This is a genomic window from Methylobacterium sp. J-090, assembly GCF_022829345.1.
Lineage (GTDB): Bacteria > Pseudomonadota > Alphaproteobacteria > Rhizobiales > Beijerinckiaceae > Methylobacterium.
Map to the genome: position 1 here is coordinate 1 of NZ_JAKSXV010000034.1, position 19,700 is coordinate 19,700.

15 protein-coding genes are annotated in these 19,700 nt (G+C 63.9%); 5 read left to right on the forward strand and 10 right to left on the reverse strand.

From position 1 onward, the window contains the following. Positions 1-195 precede the first annotated feature (195 nt). Entirely contained in the window at positions 196-537 is a 342-nt protein-coding gene (locus tag MKK49_RS05305) for an endonuclease domain-containing protein (protein ID WP_244027014.1), read from the reverse strand. Between the two features lie 260 nt (positions 538-797). Between MKK49_RS05305 and MKK49_RS05310 the strand changes: the two genes are divergently transcribed. Then, positions 798-4,118: an efflux RND transporter permease subunit gene (locus MKK49_RS05310; protein WP_244027015.1), complete on the forward strand. Its 3,321-nt coding sequence runs from the start codon at positions 798-800 to the stop codon at positions 4,116-4,118. Next, positions 4,115-5,674, forward strand: a complete 1,560-nt coding sequence (locus tag MKK49_RS05315; protein ID WP_279595349.1) for an efflux transporter outer membrane subunit — start codon at positions 4,115-4,117, stop codon at positions 5,672-5,674. The genes MKK49_RS05310 and MKK49_RS05315 overlap by 4 nt, the downstream gene beginning before the upstream one ends. A gap of 238 nt (positions 5,675-5,912) precedes the next feature. Here MKK49_RS05315 and MKK49_RS05320 read toward each other — a convergent pair whose 3' ends face one another. After that, on the reverse strand, positions 5,913-8,000 hold the full coding sequence (locus tag MKK49_RS05320) for a catalase (protein ID WP_244027016.1): 2,088 nt from the start codon (positions 7,998-8,000) through the stop codon (positions 5,913-5,915). 455 nt (positions 8,001-8,455) lie between these two features. Between MKK49_RS05320 and zwf the strand changes: the two genes are divergently transcribed. Further along, entirely contained in the window at positions 8,456-9,982 is a 1,527-nt protein-coding gene (zwf, locus tag MKK49_RS05325; RefSeq protein WP_244027017.1) for a glucose-6-phosphate dehydrogenase, read from the forward strand. Here the strand turns inward: zwf and MKK49_RS05330 are convergent. From MKK49_RS05330 to MKK49_RS05340, 3 genes are all read right to left on the reverse strand, one after another. Further along, complete coding sequence (locus MKK49_RS05330; protein WP_244027018.1) at positions 9,947-10,783, reverse strand: restriction endonuclease; 837 nt, start codon at positions 10,781-10,783, stop codon at positions 9,947-9,949. The two genes, zwf and MKK49_RS05330, sit on opposite strands and share 36 nt — an antisense overlap. Before the next feature lie 130 nt (positions 10,784-10,913). Then, positions 10,914-11,396 carry a MucR family transcriptional regulator gene (locus tag MKK49_RS05335; RefSeq protein ID WP_244027019.1) on the reverse strand — a complete coding sequence of 161 codons (483 nt, stop codon included), beginning with the start codon at positions 11,394-11,396 and terminating at the stop codon, positions 10,914-10,916. 405 nt (positions 11,397-11,801) lie between these two features. Further along, entirely contained in the window at positions 11,802-12,425 is a 624-nt protein-coding gene (locus tag MKK49_RS05340) for a class II aldolase/adducin family protein (protein WP_244027095.1), read from the reverse strand. A 273-nt stretch (positions 12,426-12,698) separates the two neighbouring features. On the opposite strand from MKK49_RS05340, the gene MKK49_RS05345 reads away from it, so the two are divergent. Further along, complete coding sequence (locus MKK49_RS05345; protein ID WP_244027020.1) at positions 12,699-15,323, forward strand: GNAT family N-acetyltransferase; 2,625 nt, start codon at positions 12,699-12,701, stop codon at positions 15,321-15,323. On the opposite strand, the gene MKK49_RS05350 is transcribed toward MKK49_RS05345, so the two are convergent. The 5 genes from MKK49_RS05350 to MKK49_RS24765 all read right to left on the reverse strand — a co-directional run bounded on the left by MKK49_RS05350 (position 15,320) and on the right by MKK49_RS24765 (position 19,009). Further along, positions 15,320-15,979: a non-canonical purine NTP pyrophosphatase gene (locus MKK49_RS05350; protein WP_244027021.1), complete on the reverse strand. Its 660-nt coding sequence runs from the start codon at positions 15,977-15,979 to the stop codon at positions 15,320-15,322. The two genes, MKK49_RS05345 and MKK49_RS05350, sit on opposite strands and share 4 nt — an antisense overlap. Next, the gene (locus MKK49_RS05355) at positions 15,976-16,815 is read right to left on the reverse strand and encodes an SIR2 family protein (protein WP_244027022.1); all 840 of its coding nucleotides are present in this window, start codon (positions 16,813-16,815) and stop codon (positions 15,976-15,978) included. The genes MKK49_RS05350 and MKK49_RS05355 overlap by 4 nt, the downstream gene beginning before the upstream one ends. After that, positions 16,815-17,438: a class I SAM-dependent methyltransferase gene (locus MKK49_RS05360; protein ID WP_244027023.1), complete on the reverse strand. Its 624-nt coding sequence runs from the start codon at positions 17,436-17,438 to the stop codon at positions 16,815-16,817. The genes MKK49_RS05355 and MKK49_RS05360 overlap by 1 nt, the downstream gene beginning before the upstream one ends. Then, the gene (locus MKK49_RS05365; protein WP_244027024.1) at positions 17,435-18,268 is read right to left on the reverse strand and encodes a hypothetical protein; all 834 of its coding nucleotides are present in this window, start codon (positions 18,266-18,268) and stop codon (positions 17,435-17,437) included. The genes MKK49_RS05360 and MKK49_RS05365 overlap by 4 nt, the downstream gene beginning before the upstream one ends. A 186-nt stretch (positions 18,269-18,454) precedes the next feature. Next, positions 18,455-19,009 (reverse strand): winged helix-turn-helix domain-containing protein, encoded by a 555-nt coding sequence (locus MKK49_RS24765; protein WP_409565021.1) that lies wholly within the window; start codon positions 19,007-19,009, stop codon positions 18,455-18,457. 318 nt (positions 19,010-19,327) lie between these two features. Here MKK49_RS24765 and MKK49_RS05370 point away from each other — a divergent pair, with 318 nt between their 5' ends. After that, entirely contained in the window at positions 19,328-19,537 is a 210-nt protein-coding gene (locus tag MKK49_RS05370; RefSeq protein WP_056088410.1) for a cold-shock protein, read from the forward strand. Positions 19,538-19,700 lie beyond the last annotated feature (163 nt).

Consider the following 19,700-nt stretch of genomic DNA (forward strand, 5'->3'; position numbering starts at 1 on the left):
CCTCATCCCGTACCCGCGGGTCCCCTCTCCTGGAAGGAGAGGGACAGGGTGAGGTGTGTGACATCTCCGGACAGGTCCCACACCTCACCCCAACCCTCTCCTTCCAGGAGAGGGGGCCTGTCGCGCTCCACATCGATAGACCTGCGCTTTCTGGGTACGATCGGGCGAGGAAACCGGTACCTGTCGACGGCCGCGTTACAGATGGTCACGGAGGTGCATGGCCGCCAGAATGCTTTCGAGAACGCCGTCGAGGTTCTCTCGGATGTCCACGTTGCCGATCCGGATCACCTGAAAGCTGGCGGCCTCGAGAACGTGTGTTCGCTCAGCGTCGCGATCGAGCGCAGCGGGACTGCCGTGAGTGGCCCCATCGACCTCCACGACCAGCTTCGCCGTCAGGCAGACGAAGTCCACGATGTAACGGTCGATCGGATGCTGTCGGCGGAACTTCCAGCCGTTCAGTCTGGTGCCGCGAAGCGCACGCCACAGCTTGGCTTCCGCAGCAGTCGTGGTGTGCCGGAGGAACGTGGCGCGGCTCATCCCTCCCTCCTGTCCCTGTTCATCTTCGAATCGTGTGCCATGCGAGACAGTATGGCCGTGAAACCAACTCCCGTCTGGGACACTGAGGTCTTTCCAAACTGCGCGGGCGGCGCGGGTCCCCTCTCCTGGAAGGAGAGGGACAGGGTGAGGTGTGCGAACTTTCCGAATGGGTCCCACACCTCACCCCAACCCTCTCCTTCCAGGAGAGGGGGCCGGTTGCGCTCCACGCCGGTACGCAGAGGCATTCGGGGAGGTGTCGCGTGAACGTCTCCGCCCCGTTCATCCGCCGGCCCATCGCGACGATCCTGCTCACCCTAGGCGTGCTGCTCGCCGGGATGTTCGCGTTCCTGAAGCTGCCCGTGGCACCCCTGCCGCAGGTGGATTTCCCCGTCATTCTCGTCCAGGCGACGATGCCCGGCGCCTCGCCCGAGACCATGGCCACCACCGTCGCCGCGCCCCTGGAGCGGCGTCTCGGCGCCATCGCCGACGTCAACGAGATGACGTCCACGAGCTCCACCGGTTCGGTCCGGATCATCCTGCTGTTCGGCCTGAATCGGAACATCGACGGGGCGGCCCGCGACGTCCAGGCGGCCATCAACGCGGCGCGGGCCGACCTGCCGACGGCGCTCCGCCAGAACCCGACCTACCGCAAGTTCAATCCGGCCGATTCGCCGATCCTGATCCTGGCGCTGACCTCGAACACCCTGTCGCCGGGCCAGCTCTACGATTCCGCCGCCACGGTGGTGCAGCAGAAGATGTCCCAGCTGCCCGGGGTCGGCAACGTCGACATCGGCGGCTCGTCGCTCCCGGCCGTGCGGGTCGAGCTCGATCCCACCGCCCTGTTCAACTACGGCATCGGCCTCGAGGGCATCCGCGCGGCCCTGGCCTCCGCCAACGCGAACTCGCCCAAGGGCGCCATCGAGACCGAGACCCGCCGCTACCAGCTCTACGCCAACGACCAGGGCCGGGTGGCGGCGGATTATCGCGACATCGTCGTGGCCTATCGCAACGGCGCGGCCGTACGCCTCACCGATGTCGGCAAGGTCGTGGATTCGGTGGAGGACAAGCGCAACCTCGGCCTCGTCAACGGCAAGCCCGGGGTGATCCTGTTCATCTACAAGCAGCCCGGCTCCAACGTCGTCGACACCATCGACGGCCTGAAGAAGGCGATCCCCCAGGTCCAGGCGGCGCTCCCGGGCGACATCGACCTCATGGTGACGGGCGACCGCAGCGCCACCATCCGCGCCTCGCTCGCCGAGACCGAGCACACCCTGCTCATCGCGGTCGGGCTGGTGATCCTCGTGGTGTTCATCTTCCTGCGCTCGGGCCGCGCGACGCTGATCCCGGCGGTGGCCGTGCCGATCTCCATCGTCGGCACCTTCTCGGCGATGTACCTGCTCGACTACAGCCTCAACATCCTCTCCCTCATGGCGCTCATCATCGCCACGGGCTTCGTCGTCGACGACGCCATCGTGGTCCTGGAGAACATCCAGCGCCACATCGAGCAGGGCCGGACGCGGGTCGAGGCGGCCCTGCTCGGCGCCCGCGAGGTCGGCTTCACCGTCATCTCCATGAGCCTGTCGCTGGTGGCAGTGTTCCTGCCGATCCTGCTCATGGGCGGCATCGTCGGGCGCCTGTTCCAGGAATTCGCCGTCACCCTGTCGCTGGCGATCCTCATCTCCCTGGTGCTGTCGCTCACCACCACGCCGATGATGTGCGCGCTGCTCCTCAAGCCCGAAGCGCACGACCCGTCGCGCCGGCCGAACGTTTTTCTGCGCGGCCTCGAGGCCGGCTTCGACGCGATGCTCGCCGGCTACGAACGCACCCTGCGGGTGGCGCTCCGCCACCGCCGCCTCGTGGCGCTGAGCCTGCTGGCGACGGTGGGCCTCAACGTCTACCTCTACGTCATCGTGCCGAAGGGCTTCTTTCCCGAGCAGGACACGGGCCAGATGATGGGCGGCATCCAGGCCGACCAGCGCATCTCGTTCCAGGCGATGAAGCAGAAGCTCGAACAGGCCACCGCCATCGTGCAGGCCGACCCGGCGGTGGACAGCGTCGTCGGCTTCACCGGCGGGCGCGGCACCAACTCGGCCAACGTCTTCGTCGGCCTCAAACCCAAGGCCCAGCGCGATCCCATCGAGCAGGTGATGGTGCGCCTGCGCCCCAAGCTCGCCCAGGTGGCCGGCGCCCGGCTCTACCTGTTCCCGCGCCAGGACCTGCGCATGGGCGGGCGCCAAAGCTTCGCCACCTATCAGTACACCCTCCAGGGCGACACCTCGGAGGAGCTCTACGCGGCGGCCCCGAAGCTGCTCCAGGCCCTGCAGAAGGACCCGATCTTCGCCGACGTCACCTCGGACCAGCAGGAGGGCGGCCTCGAGAGCCGCCTCGTCATCGACCGGGCCACCGCCTTCCGCTACGGCCTGACCCCGGACAAGATCGACAACACCCTCTACGACGCCTTCGGCCAGCGTCAGGTCTCGACCATCTACAACCCGCTCAACCAGTACCACGTCGTCATGGAGGTGGCCCCGCGCTACCTTCAGAGCCCCGACACCCTGAAGACGCTCTACGTCTCGACCTCGGGCGGCAAGGCGCGGGGCTCGGCCACCACCAACGCGGTGGCCGGCACCGTGGCGGCCGGCGGCACCGTCAACACCAACGCGGCCGGCAATGTCGGGGCGGCGACGGACGCCTCCGCCACGGCCTCCTCCATCGCGGGCGATTCCGCCCGGAACGCCGCCGCCAACGCCATCGCGGGCGGCAAGGGCGGCGCCTCGTCGAGCGCGCCCGTGTCCTCCGCCAAGGAGACGATGATCCCGCTCTCGGCCTTCGCCCATCTCGAGACCGGCAACGCCCCCGTGCAGGTGAGCCACCAGGGCCTGTTCGTCGCGACGACCATCTCGTTCAACCTGGCGCCGGGCAAGAGCCTGTCGGACGCGACCCGCGCCATCGAGCAGACCATGACGGAGCTGCGCCTACCCGCCACCATCCACGGCGAGTTCGCCGGCGGCGCCAAGAGCTTCCAGGAATCCTCGTCGCGCCAGCCCCTGCTGATCCTCGCCGCCCTCGTCGCCGTCTACACGATCCTCGGAATCCTCTACGAGAGCTTCATCCACCCGCTGACGATCCTCTCGACGCTGCCGTCGGCCGGCATCGGCGCACTGCTGGCCCTGCTGGTCTCCGGCACCGAGTTCACCGTCATCGCCCTGATCGCGGTGTTCCTCCTCATCGGCATCGTGAAGAAGAACGCCATCATGATGATCGACTTCGCCCTCGACGCGGAGCGGACGCGCGGCCTGAAACCCGGGGATGCGATCTTCGAGGCCTGCCTCTTGCGCTTCCGCCCGATCATGATGACAACGCTCGCCGCCATGCTCGGCGCGCTTCCCCTCATCCTCGCGGGCGGGGAGGGCTCCGAGCTGCGCCGCCCCCTCGGCATCGCCATCGTCGGCGGCCTCATCGTGAGCCAGATCCTGACCCTCTACACCACCCCCGTCGTCTACCTGTACCTCGACCGCCTGCGCCGGCGCGGACCCGCGCTCGGCGCGGTTCCTGGCGCGGTTCCCGGCGCGGCCGAATGAGCGTGGTGGGTTTCGTGGATCGTCGCGCGCAGGAAAACCCTCCCCCGCAGGGGGGGGGAGGGAAGGGTGCGTCGCGCCTCACGGCCCTGCTACTCCTCGCCGGCACCGTCTCCGGCTGCATGGTCGGGCCCGACTATTCGCGTCCCTCCGTCGAGACGCCGCTCGCCTTCAAGGAAGGCGGCGCCCGCGAGGATTCCGCCGCTTACGTGGCGAGCCGGAAGGGTTGGCGCCCGGCCGCCCCCAACGACGGGGCCGAGCGCGGCGACTGGTGGCGGGTGTTCAAGGACCCCGCCCTCGACCGCCTGATCCGCCTCGTCGACGTCGACAACCAGAGCCTGCGCGCCCAGGTCGCCGCCTACGAGCAGGCGCGCGGCTTCGTCGCCCAGGCCCGCGCCGCCCTGTTCCCCACGGTGATCGGCGCGCCGAACATCACCCGCTCGCGGGTCGGCGGCTCCGAGCGCACCACCATCTCGCTCCAGGGCCAGGCGAGCTGGGAGCTCGACCTGTTCGGCCGCATCCGGCGCAACCTCGAGAGCGAGGTCGCCACCGCCCAGGCCAGCGCCGCCGACCTCGCCCTGGTGCGCCTCACCATCCAGTCGGAGGTGGCGAACAACTACCTGAGCCTGCGCTACCAGGATTCGCTCCAGCGGGTGTTCGACGAGAACATCGCCGGGTTCAAGAAGAGCCTCGCCATCACCGAGAACCAGTACTCGGCCGGCGTCGCCGCCCGCTCCGACGTGATTACCGCCCAGACCCTGCTGCAGACGACGCAGGCCCAGGCCATCGCCATCGGCCTGCAGCGGGCGATCTTCGAGCACGCGCTCGCCACCCTCGTCGGGCGCCCGCCCTCCGAGCTGTCCCTACCCGTCGGACCGCTCGCCGTGCGGCCGCCCGCCGTGCCCGTGGGCATTCCCTCCGCCCTGCTGGAGCGCCGCCCCGACGTCGCCCAGGCCGAGCGCACCGTGCAGGCCCAGAGCGAACTCATCGGGGTCGCGGTGGCGGCGTTCTACCCCACACTCACCCTCTCGGCCTCGGGCGGCATCTCGGGACTGACCTCCAACGGCGTGTTCTCGGCGGCCAATCAGGTCTGGTCCGTGGCGGCCGCCGGCTCGGAGGTGTTCTACGACGGCGGCGCCCGCGCGGCGGCCCTGCGCATCACCCGCGCGGCCTACGAGGCGGCGGTTGCGAACTATCGCCAGACCGTGCTGACCGCCTTCGGAGAAATCGAGAACGGGCTGTCCGGGGTCCGCATCCTCGCCCGCCAGCAGGCGGCGCAGGACGAGGCCGTGGCCTCCGCCCGGCGCGGCGTCGAGATCACCCTCAATGAGTACCGGGCCGGCACCCAGAACTACACCACCGTGGTCACGGCCCAGTCGATCGCCCTCAACAACGAGATCAACGCCCTCCAGATCCGCCTCAACCGCTTCACCACCGCCGTGGCCCTGATCCGGGCGCTCGGCGGCGGCTGGGACGTGCGCAGCCTGCCGACCGGCGACGCGCTCAAGGGCACGCGGTTGCCCATCGATTCCGGGCAGGCTGTGCGGACCGACGAGTGAGCGGGGGATCGCTCCTCGCGAGACCTGTGTTCCTACCCGTAGTGAGCGGCAGCGTTCGACCCGACCACGTCGTGTGAAACGGATCGAGGTGAACTCAAGAGCGGTCGTTTTGCCAGCCAATGCAGCATACGCTCAAAGCTCAGCAGAAGAAATTCTCAGCTTTTCGAGCAGATATGATCGATCAGATGGCCGCTCAGAGCTACCGAATGCACTGAGCGGCCAAGCCGTTTCAGGACGCTCAGGCGAGTGTACGAACCTTGGGCTCCCGGTCCCAGTAGCGCTTCTTGGCCGCATCGACGAAGTCGGCGAGGTCCGTCACGCCCTCATCGGGCTCGACGCCGGCCTTGTCGAGCAACGGCTTCGCGGCGGCGTTCGCCCCGATCGCCTTCAGGTGGCCGAACGCGTCCATGACCCACTGAACCGCCGCGCCCTCCCGGACGAGCTTGGCTGTCGCCTCCCCGGACAGAACGACCGCGCAGGCATCGACCGTGACCGAGGGCTGGCCGAACAGCTGCTTGTCCGCCTTCACCGTCGATCCATCCGACAGGGGCACGGCGCCGACCTTGGGCGCGATGGTCATCGGATGACCGCCCGCCGCCGCGATGGCGGCCTTGAGCGTATTGAGCGCCTCGGCGTCCGTGCCGTCGGCGATCAGGATGCCGACCGTGCGGCCCTCCAGGGTGTGCTTCTCGAGGGGACCTCGAATGATGCGCAGAGCGGGGGAGGGTTTCATGTCGAGAACGGGGGCCGCGGTGGGTGAGGCTGCGGGGAGGGCCATGGCCAGACCGTCCGCGACACGCCGCGCCAGATCCTCGTCGACATTGCGCAGGTTCGCCAGCATCGCCGTGCGCACATGCTCCAGAGAGACCTTGCTGAGCTCGAACACGAAGGCGGACGCGATATGCGCCTGCTCGGCGGGGTCCACCGAACGGAAGAACAGACGCGCCTGGCTGTAATGGTCGGCGAAGCTTTCCGGCCGGACCCGGAGCTTCTGGGCGTGCTCCTCCGATGGGAATGTCTTGTAGCCGCCCGAGGCATCCTCGCGTGCGCCGCCCACCTCGCCCACCTTGGCGAGACTGTTCGGCTCGTAGTTGGCACGACCCTTCGGCACCGCCATCTGCATGTGCCCGTCACGCTGTTGATTCATGAACGGGCAGCCCGCAGCCTCTGCACGTCCCTTCGCGGCGTTGATCGGCAATTGGTGGAAGTTGACCGAGCCGAGACGCGAGAGCTGCGTGTCGGTGTAGCTGAACAACCGGCCCTGAAGCAGCGGGTCATTCGAGAAGCCGATCCCCGGCACCACGTGGCTGGGCACGAACGCCGCTTGTTCGGTCTCGGCAAAATAGTTGTCGGGATAACGGTCGAGGACCATCTTGCCGACGATCCGGACGGGCAATGTTTCCTCGGGGATGATCTTGGTTGCGTCCAGCACGTCGTAGGGCTGATTATTCGCGAACTCCTCATCGAAGAGCTGCACACCGAGTTCCCATTCGGGATAGTTGCCGCGCTCGATGCGCTCGAACAGGTCGCGCCGCTGGAAATCCGGGTCGGCCCCCGCGATCTTAACCGTTTCATCCCAGATCGTCGAAGCCAGTCCCGCCTTCGGCTTCCAGTGGAACTTCACGAAGGTGCTCTTGCCCTCCTTGTTGATGAAACGGAAAGTGTGAACGCCGAACCCTTCCATGTTCGCGAAGGTCCGCGGCAGAGTCCGGTCCGACATCACCCACAGGATCATGTGCGTGGATTCGGGCATCAGGCTGATGAAGTCCCAGAAGGTGTCGTGCGCGGTCGCGGCCTGGGGATAGCCGCGGTCGGCCTCCATCTTGGCGGCATGGATCAAGTCGGGGAACTTGATGGCATCCTGAATGAAGAAGACGGGAATGTTGTTGCCGACAAGGTCCCAGTTCCCCTGCCGTGTGTAGAACTTGACTGCGAAGCCGCGCACATCGCGCGGGGTGTCGATCGATCCGGCACCGCCCGCCACCGTCGAGAAGCGCACGAACACATCGGTGCGCTGGCCCTTCTTCTGGAACAGGTCGGCGACGGTGATGTCGGCGAGGCTCTCCGTGCATTCGAAATAGCCATGGGCCGCCGAGCCGCGGGCATGGACGATGCGCTCCGGAATGCGCTCATGGTCGAAATGGTTGATCTTCTCCCGGTAGACCTCGTCCTCGAGCAGGACGGGTCCGCGGGGACCTGCCTTTAACTGATTCTGATTGTCGCTGATGGGCGTGCCGTGGTTCGTGGTGAGAACCGGATAATCATCGTCTGCGATCTGATGCGTCTCGCCACCGCGGACGGCGTTCGGCGGGGTGTGATCGGTCATGGGAGCCCTCGTTGTCTGAGGCTCTCAACGGATTGCCGAAGGGCAAGTTGCAGGCGCGTCGATACACGATTTGACCAGCGCGCCGCACCAGCGTGATCCGCGACCGGCCTGAGGCCATTCGCGTCGCTCAGTCGTCCTCCGTCACAGGCCAGTTCCTCCGGGCGCCGGTCCGCATTCTCCCCCGGCTCGCACGGCCCAGTCCCGCGTCGAAGGGCGGCTTTTCCAATCTGCTGCTCCAGACCAGACCGTCGCAGAACCACCCCTTACAGCCATTCGCGTGAAAGGCCGACGATGAGGGTGAGCACCGACACGAGGCCGCAAGCCGCCCCGGCCGGTGCGAACCCCTGTGTGACCCACCGCACGCCCATCCCGGAACGCGCTGCACTGCGGCAGGTTGATGTGCGATTCCGTGCGCCGGGCCGTGCGGGAGCCGACCCCCCCGGGAGACAGTCGCCATGAGCACCGAAGCCGCACACGACACGCCGCCGCCGAGCGACAGCCCGACCGCACCGCCCTGCACCGTCGTGATCTTCGGCGCCTCGGGCGACCTGACCAAGCGCCTGCTGATGCCGGCCCTGTACAACCTCTCGGCGGGCAGGCTCCTCTCCGACGACTTCAAGGTCGTCGGCGTCGATCACAACGAGAACACCGACGACGGCTGGCGCGACGCGCTTTCCGCGACCATGCAGTCCTTCACCACGGACCGCACCTCGGAGTTCCACCCCGACCATATCGACGCGACCGCCTGGGGCTTCGTGCGCGATCGGCTCCACTTCCGGCACGGCGACTTTTCGGATGCCGCGACCTTCCGGGATCTCGCCGGGGCGCTCACCGGCAACGTGGTGTTCTACCTCGCCGTCTCGGCCCGATTCTTCGGCCCCATCGTCGAGCAACTCGGGGCGGCCGGATTGTTGAAGCAGACCGACGGCGCGTTCCGGCGGGTGGTGGTGGAAAAACCCTTCGGCAGCGACCTGGCGTCGGCGAAAGCGCTCAACGCGACGCTGCTCGCCCAGGGCGACGAGAACCAGTTCTTCCGCATCGACCACTTCCTCGGCAAGGAGACGGTGCAGAGCATCCTGGCCCTGCGCTTCGCCAACGGCCTGCTCGAGCCGGTCTGGCGCGCCGAGCACGTGGCCGCCGTCGAGATCACCGCCGCCGAGACCATCGGCGTCGAGGAACGCGGCGCGTTCTACGAGCCGACGGGGGCGCTGCGCGACATGGTGCCCAACCACCTGTTCCAGTTGCTGTGCATGGTCGCCATGGAGGCGCCCGACAGCCTCGCGGCGGAAGCGATCCGCGATGCCAAGAGCCGGCTGCTGACGGCGATCCGGCCGATCGCCCCCGGGGACGCCGTGCGCGGCCAGTACACGGCCGGGACCGAACTCGGCAAAGCCGTCATCGGCTACCGCGACGAGCCCAATGTGGCGGAGGACTCCCGCACCGAGACCTACGTCGCCCTGAAACTCACCATCGACACCCCGCGCTGGGCGGGCGTGCCGTTCTACCTGCGCACGGGCAAGCGCATGACCGACCGGGCCACCGAGATCGCCATCCATTTCCGGGCTCCGGCGCACTCTCCGTTCGCCGCCGCGTCCGGGATGGAGCCCGATACCCTCCGCCTGCGCATCGACCCCGAGCAGGGCATGAGCATCGGCCTCAACGCCAAGCGGCCGGGACCCGAGATGCACCTGGGCCGCGTGGTCGCCACCTTCGATTACGGCGACTTCTTCCACGAGAGCCCGAGCGTCGGCTACGAGACCTTGCTGTACGATTGCATGACCGGGGACGCGACCCTGTTCCAGCGCGCCGACGGCATCGAGGCCGCCTGGACGGCCGTCGAGCCCCTGCTCGCGGCGTGGCGGGCGGCGCCCGTCGCGTTCTATGCCGCCGGCAGCGACGGGCCGGACGAGGCTGCGGCCCTGCTCGCCCGCGACGGCAATGCCTGGCTACCGCTCGGCCGCGGTGGCGCGGGGCATGGTTGAACCGGATCGGGTCACGCCGGATTTGGTCGAGCCGGATTTGCGGCCGCCCAGCTCGCGCACCGGCTTCAGCTCCGACAGCTGGTCGTGGTGGAGAAGTTCGACGCCCGTCGCCGCCGCGAGCTTTCGCGCCGACGGCGTGAATCCGGCGTTCGACACCACCGCCGCCATGTCGCCCGACCAGTAGCGCATGGCGGCGGCGATCTCCTGCACGGCGCCGTTGCCCACGGGCTTGCCGTGGCGCTTGCACTGGACGACGAGGCGGATGCCGGCGCGCTCGGCGACGATGTCGGCGCCCTGGTCGCCGCTCGCCTGGGTCGCCCGGGCATTCCAGCCGGCCTCCCGCAGGCGCTCGGCGCAGAACCGCTCGTAGGCGATGCCGTCCTCCGGCGCGTCGGCCTCGTCGGGGAGGGGATACGCGGCGGCGGTGCGCTCGATGCTCGCGAGGATCACGTCCCAGAGGGCATCGCCGTCCTCGCCGAAGCCTTTCGCGTCCAAGGCGGGGAGAATCGTCCGCTCGGCGAAGTATTCGCGCTCGCGAACCCAGCCGTCGTTGATGAGGTTGCCGTAGGCATCCACGAAACATTCCTGCCGTCGGCGCAGGGCGAGGGTCGCGGCGTGCTGCCGGACGAGTTTGCGGATGAGGCAGCGGATGCGCCGGGGCCGGTCGAGGCGGTGCAGGACGAGGGCGGCGAGGCACAGTCCCGTCACCGCGAGGGCCGGCGCGCCCTGGAAGAACGCGGCGCCGCCCCCGACGAGGCTGGTCCAGAACAGGCGTGCGACGAGGCTCGACCGGCCCGGCATGGAGCAATTCCGGCGCGGTCGCCGGGCCGCCATGGCCGGGCCGTTGGCCGCGCCACGGGACATTGCCACGCGACCCTTGCCCGTTCTCTAACGTTCCGCCGCCGGTCGAACCGCCGGCGGCGGATTGTCCTCAGACTTCGGTGGCGCGCGGGCGGCGACCGCGGGGGGCGGGGGCCTTCGGCTCCACCACGGCCGCCACCTGTTTCCGGCGCTGCTGGCCGAGGCCCATGTTCTTGGCGAGCTCCGAACGGGCGGCGGCGTAGTTCGGCGCCACCATCGGGTAGTCGCTCGCCAGGTTCCACTTGGCGCGATACTGGTCCGGCGTCATGTCGTAACGCGTCCGCAGGTGACGCTTGAGCGACTTGAACTTCTTCCCGTCTTCCAGACACACGAGATAGTCGGGCGTGATCGAGCGCTTGATCGACACGGCGGGCTGGAGCGGCTCGCTCTTCTCCTCGGTCACCGGCGCCGTCAAGCGTTCGAGGGTGGCATGGACCGAGGCGATGAGGGCGGGGAGTTCGACGGGCGGGACTGAGTTGTTGCTGACAAAGGCGGAGACGATGTCCGCCGCAAGCCCGATGTAGTCGGGCATCATCTCGCCGTCCGTGTTCATTCTCAACCCCTGTTACGCAGTGGACCGCATTGTTCGGGCCCTGTGCGGTTCTGCACCGTGTTCGCCCGAACAAATCAAAAAATAATGATGTTAGAGCTACTATGACGCAATAAGTCGAAGCGCAAGAGGCACTGACGTGTTCGCCTAAAATACGAACTTTGACTACCTAAGCCAGCCTACGCAGCTGAACGGTGTGCAATGACCAGCGATGGGCGAAGGAACTCTATCGTCCCCCTGCTTGGTCGGAAAAATGAATTCAGTTCAGACCCGATCAGATTGTGCCCCAGCGGTCCGGTCATCTGCCGGACTGGCCCCTCATTCTCGGGAATCACTCGACAGGGCATCGACCGGATAGTTGGGCGCGACGGGGGCGGTCCGGCCCCCGATCCGCCGATCGGCGCCGGTTCAGCGCGGCGCGGGCCCGTCCGCCTGGGCCTGGAGGCCGTAGGACTTGAAGCGCTCCACCGTCCGGGCGATCTCGTCGTCGGGCAGGATCACGGGCGCGCCGACCTGCAGGGCGACGGCGTATTGCCGGCACAGGGTCTCCATCTCCACGGCGAGCCACAGGGCGCGCGGCAGGTCCGGCCCCGTGGCGATCATGCCGTGGTTGGCGAGCAGGCAGCCGCCGCGCCCCTCGAGGGCGATGAGCGCGAGCCGGGAGAGTTCGTCGGTGCCGTAGGGGGCGTAGGGCGCGCAGCGGATGGTCGGGCCGCCGACCGCCGCGATCATGTAGTGCACCGCCGGGATCGTGCGCCCGCACAGGGCGAAGGCCGTGCAGTAGGTCGGGTGGGCGTGCACCACGGCGCCGATCTCGGGGCGCTGCTGCAGGATGTCCCGGTGGAAGCGCCATTCCGACGACGGCGCCAGGGCATGGTCCCAGGTGCCCGAAAAGCTCATCGGCACGATGCTGTCGGCGGTGAGCGCCTCGGCCGGGATGCCCGAGGGGGTGACGAGGAAGCCGTCGCCGTGACGCACCGAGACGTTGCCGGAGGTGCCCTGGCTCAGGCCGAGGGCGAGGAGGTCGCGCATGGCCGCGACGACCCCCTCCGCCGCCGAGGTGTGCGCGCTCCGGGCTTGCGCGGAGGCGGCGGGCCGGGCGTTGTCGGGCGGGGATGCTGTCATGGGATTCTCCGGAGGGAACGGTCGCGGGGGGCCCGCATCACCGTCACGGGTCCGTGCTAAGGCTTTCGCGAAACGCCCGTCGCACCGTGGGGCCTGGACGCGGGGCTCGGGCGCTCGCGTCGGCGGTCCCGGCAAGACCGGATGGTTGGCCCGCGACGGAGGCAACGCAAGGGTGCGCGCATGAGCACATATCGCTTCGAGGCCATGCTGGCGCCCCGCGCCGTCGCGGTGGTCGGGCTCACGGGCACCGGCGCGGCGCTGGGTGCCGCCGCCCTGGCCAACCTCGCCCGCGCGCACCCCAAGGCGAACATCTTCGCCGTCAATCCGCAGAGTCATGCGTTTTCGGAGAGTGTCCATTGCGTTGATCACATGGGTGATCTGCCCGAAAACCTCGACCTCGTGGTCATCACCGCGCCCCCGGAGGACCTCGCGGCCTGGGTCGGCGAGGCGGGGCGGCGGGGGGCGGCGGCGGCCCTCATCCTGACCCCCGATGTGCCCCTCGCCCTGTGCGAGACCGTGCGGGCGGAGGCGCGGGGCCACGGCCTGCGCCTGCTCGGCCCCGGCAGCGTCGGCCTCGCCGTGTCGCGCGAACACCTCGATGCCAGCCTGCTGGCGCAGGCCCCGAAGGCCGGCGACCTCGCCCTGGTCTCGCAATCCGGCACGGTGGCGGCCGGCATCGTCGCCTGGGCGGCCCGGCGCGACGTCGGGTTCTCGGCCGTCCTCTCCCTCGGCATGGCCTGCGACATCGACATCGCCGACGGCCTCGACCATTTCGCCGCCGATCTCCACACCCGCGCGATTCTGCTGTCCCTCGACAGCATCCCCGATGCGCGAAAGTTCATGTCGGCGGCGCGCGCGGCGGCCCGCGCCAAGCCCGTGGTGGTCCTGCGCGCCGGGCGCCACCGGGCCCCGACCCGCCACAGCGTCACCCACACCGGGGCGCTCGCCCGGCCCGATGCCGTCTACGAGGCCGCGTTCCGCCGCGCCGGCCTCCTCAGCGTCGACAGCCTCGACGCCATGTTCGCCGCCGTCGAGACCCTCGGGCGCCAGCGCCCGTTCCCGGGCCACCGCCTCGCGATTCTCGGCAACGGGCGCGGCATCGCGGCGCTCGCCGCCGACCGCCTCGCCGACCGGGGCGGGACGCTCGCCGCGGACAACCCCGTCGAGCTCGGCATCGCCGCCGGGCCCGAGGCCTACGCCGCCGCCCTGGAGCCCCTGCTCACCGCCCCCGGCCACGACGCCGTGCTGGCGATCCACGTCCCCACCGCTCGCTCGGGCAGCGCCGCCACGGCGACGGCGCTCGCCGAGACCGTGGCGCGGGTCCGCGCCAGCGGCCAGCGCAAGAAGCCGATCTTCGTCGCCCAGATCGGCGACGACCCGGAGGCGGCGGCGGTGCTGGCGGCGGCCAACATCCCGGGCTTCGCCACGGAGGCCGACGCCGTCGACGGCTTCCTCAACCTCGTGCGCTACCGCGAGGCCCAGGACGACCTCATGCGCACGCCGGATTCCCTGCCGCGCGATTTTTCCCCCGACGTCGCCGCCGCCCGCGCCATCGTCGACCGCGCCGTTGAGGCCGGCCAGACCTGGCTCGATCCCGTCGCGGTCGCCGCCCTGCTCGCCGCCTACCGCATCGACAGCGTGCCCCTGACGCTGGCCCCCGACGCCGATGCCGCCGCCACCGCCGCCTGGGAGATCATCGCCGCCGGCGGCGCGGTGGCCCTCAAGGTGGTCTCGCCCGACATCGTCCACAAATCCGATGTCGGCGGGGTCCGGCTCGATCTCACCAGCGAGGCCGACGTGCGGGCGGCGGCCGCCGACATCCTGGTCCGCGCCCGCCGCCTCCGGCCCGAGGCCCGCATCACCGGGTTCGCCGTCCAGCCGATGATCCGGCGGCGCCAGCAGCGCGAACTCATCGCCGGCCTCGCCGAGGACCCGACCTTCGGCCCCGTGGTGGTGTTCGGCCGGGGCGGCACCGCCGTCGAGGTCATCGACGACCGGGCGCTCGCCCTGCCGCCCCTGGATCTCCGCCTCGCCTCCGAGCTCATCGACCGCACCCGCGTCGCAAGGCGGCTGGCCGCCTACCGTGACGTGCCGGCGGTGGACCGCCACGCCGTCGCCCTGGTGCTGGTGAAGCTCGCCCAGCTCGCCGCCGATTGCCCGGAGGTGCGCGAACTCGACATCAACCCGCTCCTCGCCGACGCCACCGGCGCCCTGGCGCTGGACGCCCGTGTCATGGTCGCCCCCGCGCCGCCCGGCCGGGGTGCCGCCCATCCGCGCTTCGCCATCCGGCCGTATCCGGTGGAGTGGGAGCGCCACCTCACCCTGAAGGGCGAGGCGATCCATGTCCGCCCCGTCCGCCCCGAGGACGAGGCCCTGTTCCTCACGTTCTTCCAGTCCGTGAGCGCCGAGGACCTGCGCCTGCGCTTCTTCGCCCCCGTGCGCGACTTCAACCACGCCTTCCTGGCGCGCCTGACCCAGCTCGACTACGCCCGCGCCATCGCCTTCGTCGCCATCGACGCCGCCGGCCTCATGCTCGGCGCGGTGCGCCTCCACGCCGACGCCAACCACGACAGCGGCGAATACGCCATCCTCATCCGCGGCGACCGCAAGGGCACGGGGCTGGGGCTGGCCCTGATGAGTTTGATGATCGATTGGGCCAAGGCCGAGGGCATTTCGCGGGTGGAGGGGACGGTGCTTCGGGAAAACCGTCCGATGTTGGCGGTGTGCAAGCAGCTCGGCTTCACCACCCGGCCGGATTTGGAGGATGGGGGGGTGGTGAAGGTGTCACTGAATATTTTGAGCTAGCCGTCAAAGTCACTAAATAGTGAGTTTGCTCCAATTTTCACTCTATGCTCCAAGAATTTCTGTAATGCTTTTAAGGATTGAGATACCCGCATTTTCTCAATCAAACCTCGATGTGGATCACCAGAGATTTGAGCATAAGTCTCTCCTCCAAAGCTATCGGGAGAAAAAATGGTATCCCAGTAAAAATCTCTACTTCCCATCGGCGATCCAACAATAACCCCCTCAGTTTCGCCAACAAAGACACGAACTGACATCCCATCGCAGTATCCAATAACGGCGCGGGCTACCGCCTTTTGGCCGCTCACAGAACTTTTCTCCAAGAACCCATCTGGACCAAGTGAGTCCATCATCGGTTGTGTTAGTCCTCCCGGGTATCCCTCGGTCCTATGAGCATCAAAAATTAAACCTGCATGCTCCACTATGCATGGCATTAGAATGTTTTTGTACGCAGACACAGCTTTGTGTCGAACCATAGTCTCTAAGTTTACTTCTAATGGCTCATCGGTTTTAACATCCGAGAAGACGAAATTGAATCGGTCTCCTATTGCCTGCATGATTCCCATTTCGTTTCGAAAATCAAATGATCTTATAATGCAATTGATTTCCTGTTTTTTAAAATCACTTTTAGTTGCGTAGTATACGTTAATCTTCTTCATGATGCCATATTCATTAATATTTCGGATGTTGACGCCGTACGATCATTTCCGTAAGCGGGTATAACCTCTATATTTCGTTCATGAAATAACCTATTCTCAAAGTCTGATGGATTTTGAACAATTATATAGGCACGTTTTCCAGAAAAACTGTTGGGAAGTCGACTAAACATGTCATTCACGGTTTGAAAAAGGTAAGTGATGTTGATGTCTCTAAAGCTATACCCTATAAATAGGACTGCTCTTCCGAATAAATCAGATCTAAGTTTTAAGTCCATAGGACCATCCAGGCGCATTCTTTTATAATAATGCCCTTCAGACATTACCATTTCATCGGGATTGTTAAAATCGCCATGAAACTTCACTACTTGAGTAGAGGACATATCGATCCCCATGTCCTCCTCAGTAGTAATTGTATGTACCCTCTTGCCAAAAGCCTCGAAGGACTTCTCTAAAAAATCATCATAATTAGTTGTATACAAAATCTTGCACTTGTCGAGTTCAGCTAAGCTCTTATGGATCGAAGAACTTTTGAGTGCTGAGTCTGGCGCGTCTATATGTCGAACCATCCAATTAATCAAAGGAGAAAAGTTTTTCTTCTTGACCCTAAAATACTCCAATATCTGAAGATCGGTTCCTCTAAGCCGAAGCAACTCTGGATCATCATATCCTAGTATGCGGGCAGCTTGGTTTACCATCTCTACCCAACTCGGACCGCGTACCTGCTCGCCGCTAGTTCCTATCCAAGATACTGACATTGAAACACCAGCACCAACAAAGGGCAGAACACGTCCTTCGCGATAGAGTCGTTTTAATTCGGGGGGGCAAATCGCAGACATTAAGCGAACCGTGCTATTATGCGAGTAAGAGAGTGATGATGAAGAATTCCATTATGGGGGTGCGATTCATGAAGATCCATGTCAGTTGCTAGCTCAACATCCCAATTGGAGTATTGTGAGACATACCAATCATGAGAAATAAGTATTGGATTAAATCCAGGGTGGGCAGATAAATCTTGTGATCGGCTATTGAATGCACACATTATATTGTAACCATTGAGTTTTGTTCCACGCTTTATCCGCTTCAATAGGCTAGTGACGCCGCCGATATGTGGTAGACAATGCAACAAGCCGTAAGCGATTATTAAATCAAAACTATCGGATTCAATATCGAAATCAAGAGCGTCTGCGTTAATCCACTGGATGCTTAAGTCTGGAAAGGCACTCTGACCATTCGATATTGCCTTTGACGAGCAGTCAACGGCTGTAACATCTACGCCTCGCTTTGCGAACGCTGCAGAATTTTTGCCCTCGCCGCATCCCAAATCTAAAACCCGGAAATCGGTGGAGAGTGACCTCTGGGACAGAAAGCGTTTGACCAAAAGGCCAGGCTCCTTGCCCCAGAGACAAGGTACTGCAGCATATCCATCGTCATAGCCACCATCGAACGAATATTTCGTCATAATTGGAGTCCAAGTTTTTCTATTAGATTCTCAACTAATATTTCATAATTATCAAGCCCGAACCAGTTATATATTATTGCGTCTGCCTCTTGGATTATCAGCCTGACTTCAGATTCTACAGGAGCGTTGTAGATTTTCATGAATTCTGAAAGCGTTATGTTCAATTTATCTGCCTCTCTAATTGAATAAAGGCGATAAGCAATATCAGGCGGAGTATGCACAAAAATAGTAGCAACTTTCCTTATTGATATCTGTTTAAGTATCTCAAGTGTCTCGAGTTGTCGTATTCCATCAATGATTATCCTAGATGTATCTATCGCCGCGATTTCTGCAGAGATTGCTTCTGCAAGTTTCTTTGGACCATTCTTCGAGCGTATAAATTCAAGCGCTTTCGCTTGAAATTCAGCCCGCCCTGTTTCGGGGACTGGCGCAATTTTTAGTATCGAAGCTATAATTCTTCCAGTGTTAACCTGCTTATATCCTGCCTGTGCGCACAATCTATTGGTTGTGATAGATTTTCCGGAACCTATTGACCCCGTGATGCAAAGTAAGTGGTCTTCTTGAAATGCGGATGGACGAATTATTTTATATGCCGGTCGGCTGCTTAAAAAAGCAGGAAAAAGTGTTCGCAAAGAAAGCTGAGACCAGTACTCGAATTCTAAAAGATCAATTGTCGATGCAGATGTATTGAGCCATTTTAACTGCGAAACGGACGCTTCGCCACGAAGTGGATTATCCCATTCAGGCTTCTCCGGCGCCCAGTATCGCAATATTACGCCAACATGCCTAACTCCTACATCTGAAGAGTCGTCATTCAGAAATCCGATCACTTCAAAATCTGAAGGGTCAATCTGAGGGCGGCCGTTTGCAAATGCGATCTCTTCCGCAATCTCCCGCGCAGCATTTGCACGAATTCCTCGGTCCCCATGCGAAAATATACTGATATCATCTTCAGTAACGTGACCCCCAAAACCAATACAACGAGCTCCTCTAAGGAATGAAGCTGCTCTGTTGTACTAACCTCGACGAAAAGATAGCACTTTCTCTCGTTGCTGTATTATCGTATAAGTAACGAACTGTTTATATTCTGAGTTAGTTTCGGCTTCGGTTCGCGGGATATATGTGATCCCAGGTGAGGCAAGAAGTTTTTCCAAAATTATATTGTATGAAAGATTTATTCCCTGGAAATCGAGAATGCTGGCGTATTCAGACCTTGGAATTGATAGGACATTCTCCGACGGCATAGTAGGGGCGCGTCTGATTGCCGTGTATTCCGCTGGAATAAAACTAGATTTTGTTTGTCCCTGAGATTTTTTATGCAACTCTCGCAGGACAAACTTCCCACGTCCTGTTCTCATAAATAAAGAGGTGGAGCGTTTTTTTATTATGTCCATGCTTAAGCGAGATTGCATCGACTTTTGCGGAGTCTTGCTTAAGTCTATGTCAGCAAATAAGCCATCGTCCAATCCAAAATTCACAATTTGGCGAGCTCGCAGAGGCCGCCGATGCTTGCGCAAGATCGTTTCTGCGACCCAAAGATACGTCGTCTGTTCACGAACTCGATCCGCCACCGAGAAAAACCCTCAATCTAAAAATAGCTGACGGAGCGATACATTCTTGTGATGTGATGAAAAAAAGCTGAATCGTTGGCCTGAGAGGATGCCGCACCAGACAATGTGAAGCCATCAAATTCAATCTATGGCCTATGATTTGCCAAATCCCCGCCAAGCGCGTACAAGCAAAAAACCAGTCCAAAACCCGAGAGTTCAACGCTTCGATCCGGAGACGGATCGGGGTATTCAAATCTCGTCCGTTGGGTTGGTCGGGAGGTGGCCGCGCACGATCGCGTGGACCTCTGACATATAAGCCCGCAAGGGCGAAGGAATACGATGGCTGTCGGTACTGTTAAGTGGTTCAACGAGCAAAAGGGTTTTGGGTTCATCCAGCCGGATGACGGCGGCAACGACGTGTTCGTGCACATCTCGGCCGTCGAGCGCGCCGGCATGCGCGGCCTCGCCGAAGGCCAGAAGGTTTCCTACGAGATGGAAACCGACAAGCGCAGCGGCAAGCAGTCCGCCGGCAACCTCCAGACCGCCTGAACCACTTCGGGCCTGACGGTGGCCTCAGGAGACTTTTCGGAGTCTTCTGAACGACACCACCGGCCTGACGTCTCAAAGGGCCGCTCCCCATTCGGGGAGCGGCTTCTTACGTTGTGACTCGATGTCTTTTGCCGGCGGAATTCTCGTCCCTTCGGACCGAGCC

Bases quoted from the DNA above. Each gene is read 5' to 3' on its own strand.
- MKK49_RS05350 (WP_244027021.1), bottom strand. From the start codon at position 15,979: ATGAAGAAGATTAACGTATACTACGCAACTAAAAGTGATTTTAAAAAA.
- MKK49_RS05370 (WP_056088410.1), top strand. From the start codon at position 19,328: ATGGCTGTCGGTACTGTTAAGTGGTTCAACGAGCAAAAGGGTTTTGGG.
- MKK49_RS05330 (WP_244027018.1), bottom strand. From the start codon at position 10,783: ATGCCGGGCCGGTCGAGCCTCGTCGCACGCCTGTTCTGGACCAGCCTC.
- MKK49_RS05335 (WP_244027019.1), bottom strand. From the start codon at position 11,396: ATGAACACGGACGGCGAGATGATGCCCGACTACATCGGGCTTGCGGCG.
- MKK49_RS05355 (WP_244027022.1), bottom strand. From the start codon at position 16,815: ATGTCTGCGATTTGCCCCCCCGAATTAAAACGACTCTATCGCGAAGGA.
- MKK49_RS05305 (WP_244027014.1), bottom strand. From the start codon at position 537: ATGAGCCGCGCCACGTTCCTCCGGCACACCACGACTGCTGCGGAAGCC.
- MKK49_RS05320 (WP_244027016.1), bottom strand. From the start codon at position 8,000: ATGACCGATCACACCCCGCCGAACGCCGTCCGCGGTGGCGAGACGCAT.
- MKK49_RS05360 (WP_244027023.1), bottom strand. From the start codon at position 17,438: ATGACGAAATATTCGTTCGATGGTGGCTATGACGATGGATATGCTGCA.
- MKK49_RS05340 (WP_244027095.1), bottom strand. From the start codon at position 12,425: ATGCGCGACCTCCTCGCCCTCGGCCTGAGCCAGGGCACCTCCGGCAAC.
- zwf (WP_244027017.1), top strand. From the start codon at position 8,456: ATGAGCACCGAAGCCGCACACGACACGCCGCCGCCGAGCGACAGCCCG.
- MKK49_RS05315 (WP_279595349.1), top strand. From the start codon at position 4,115: ATGAGCGTGGTGGGTTTCGTGGATCGTCGCGCGCAGGAAAACCCTCCC.
- MKK49_RS05345 (WP_244027020.1), top strand. From the start codon at position 12,699: ATGAGCACATATCGCTTCGAGGCCATGCTGGCGCCCCGCGCCGTCGCG.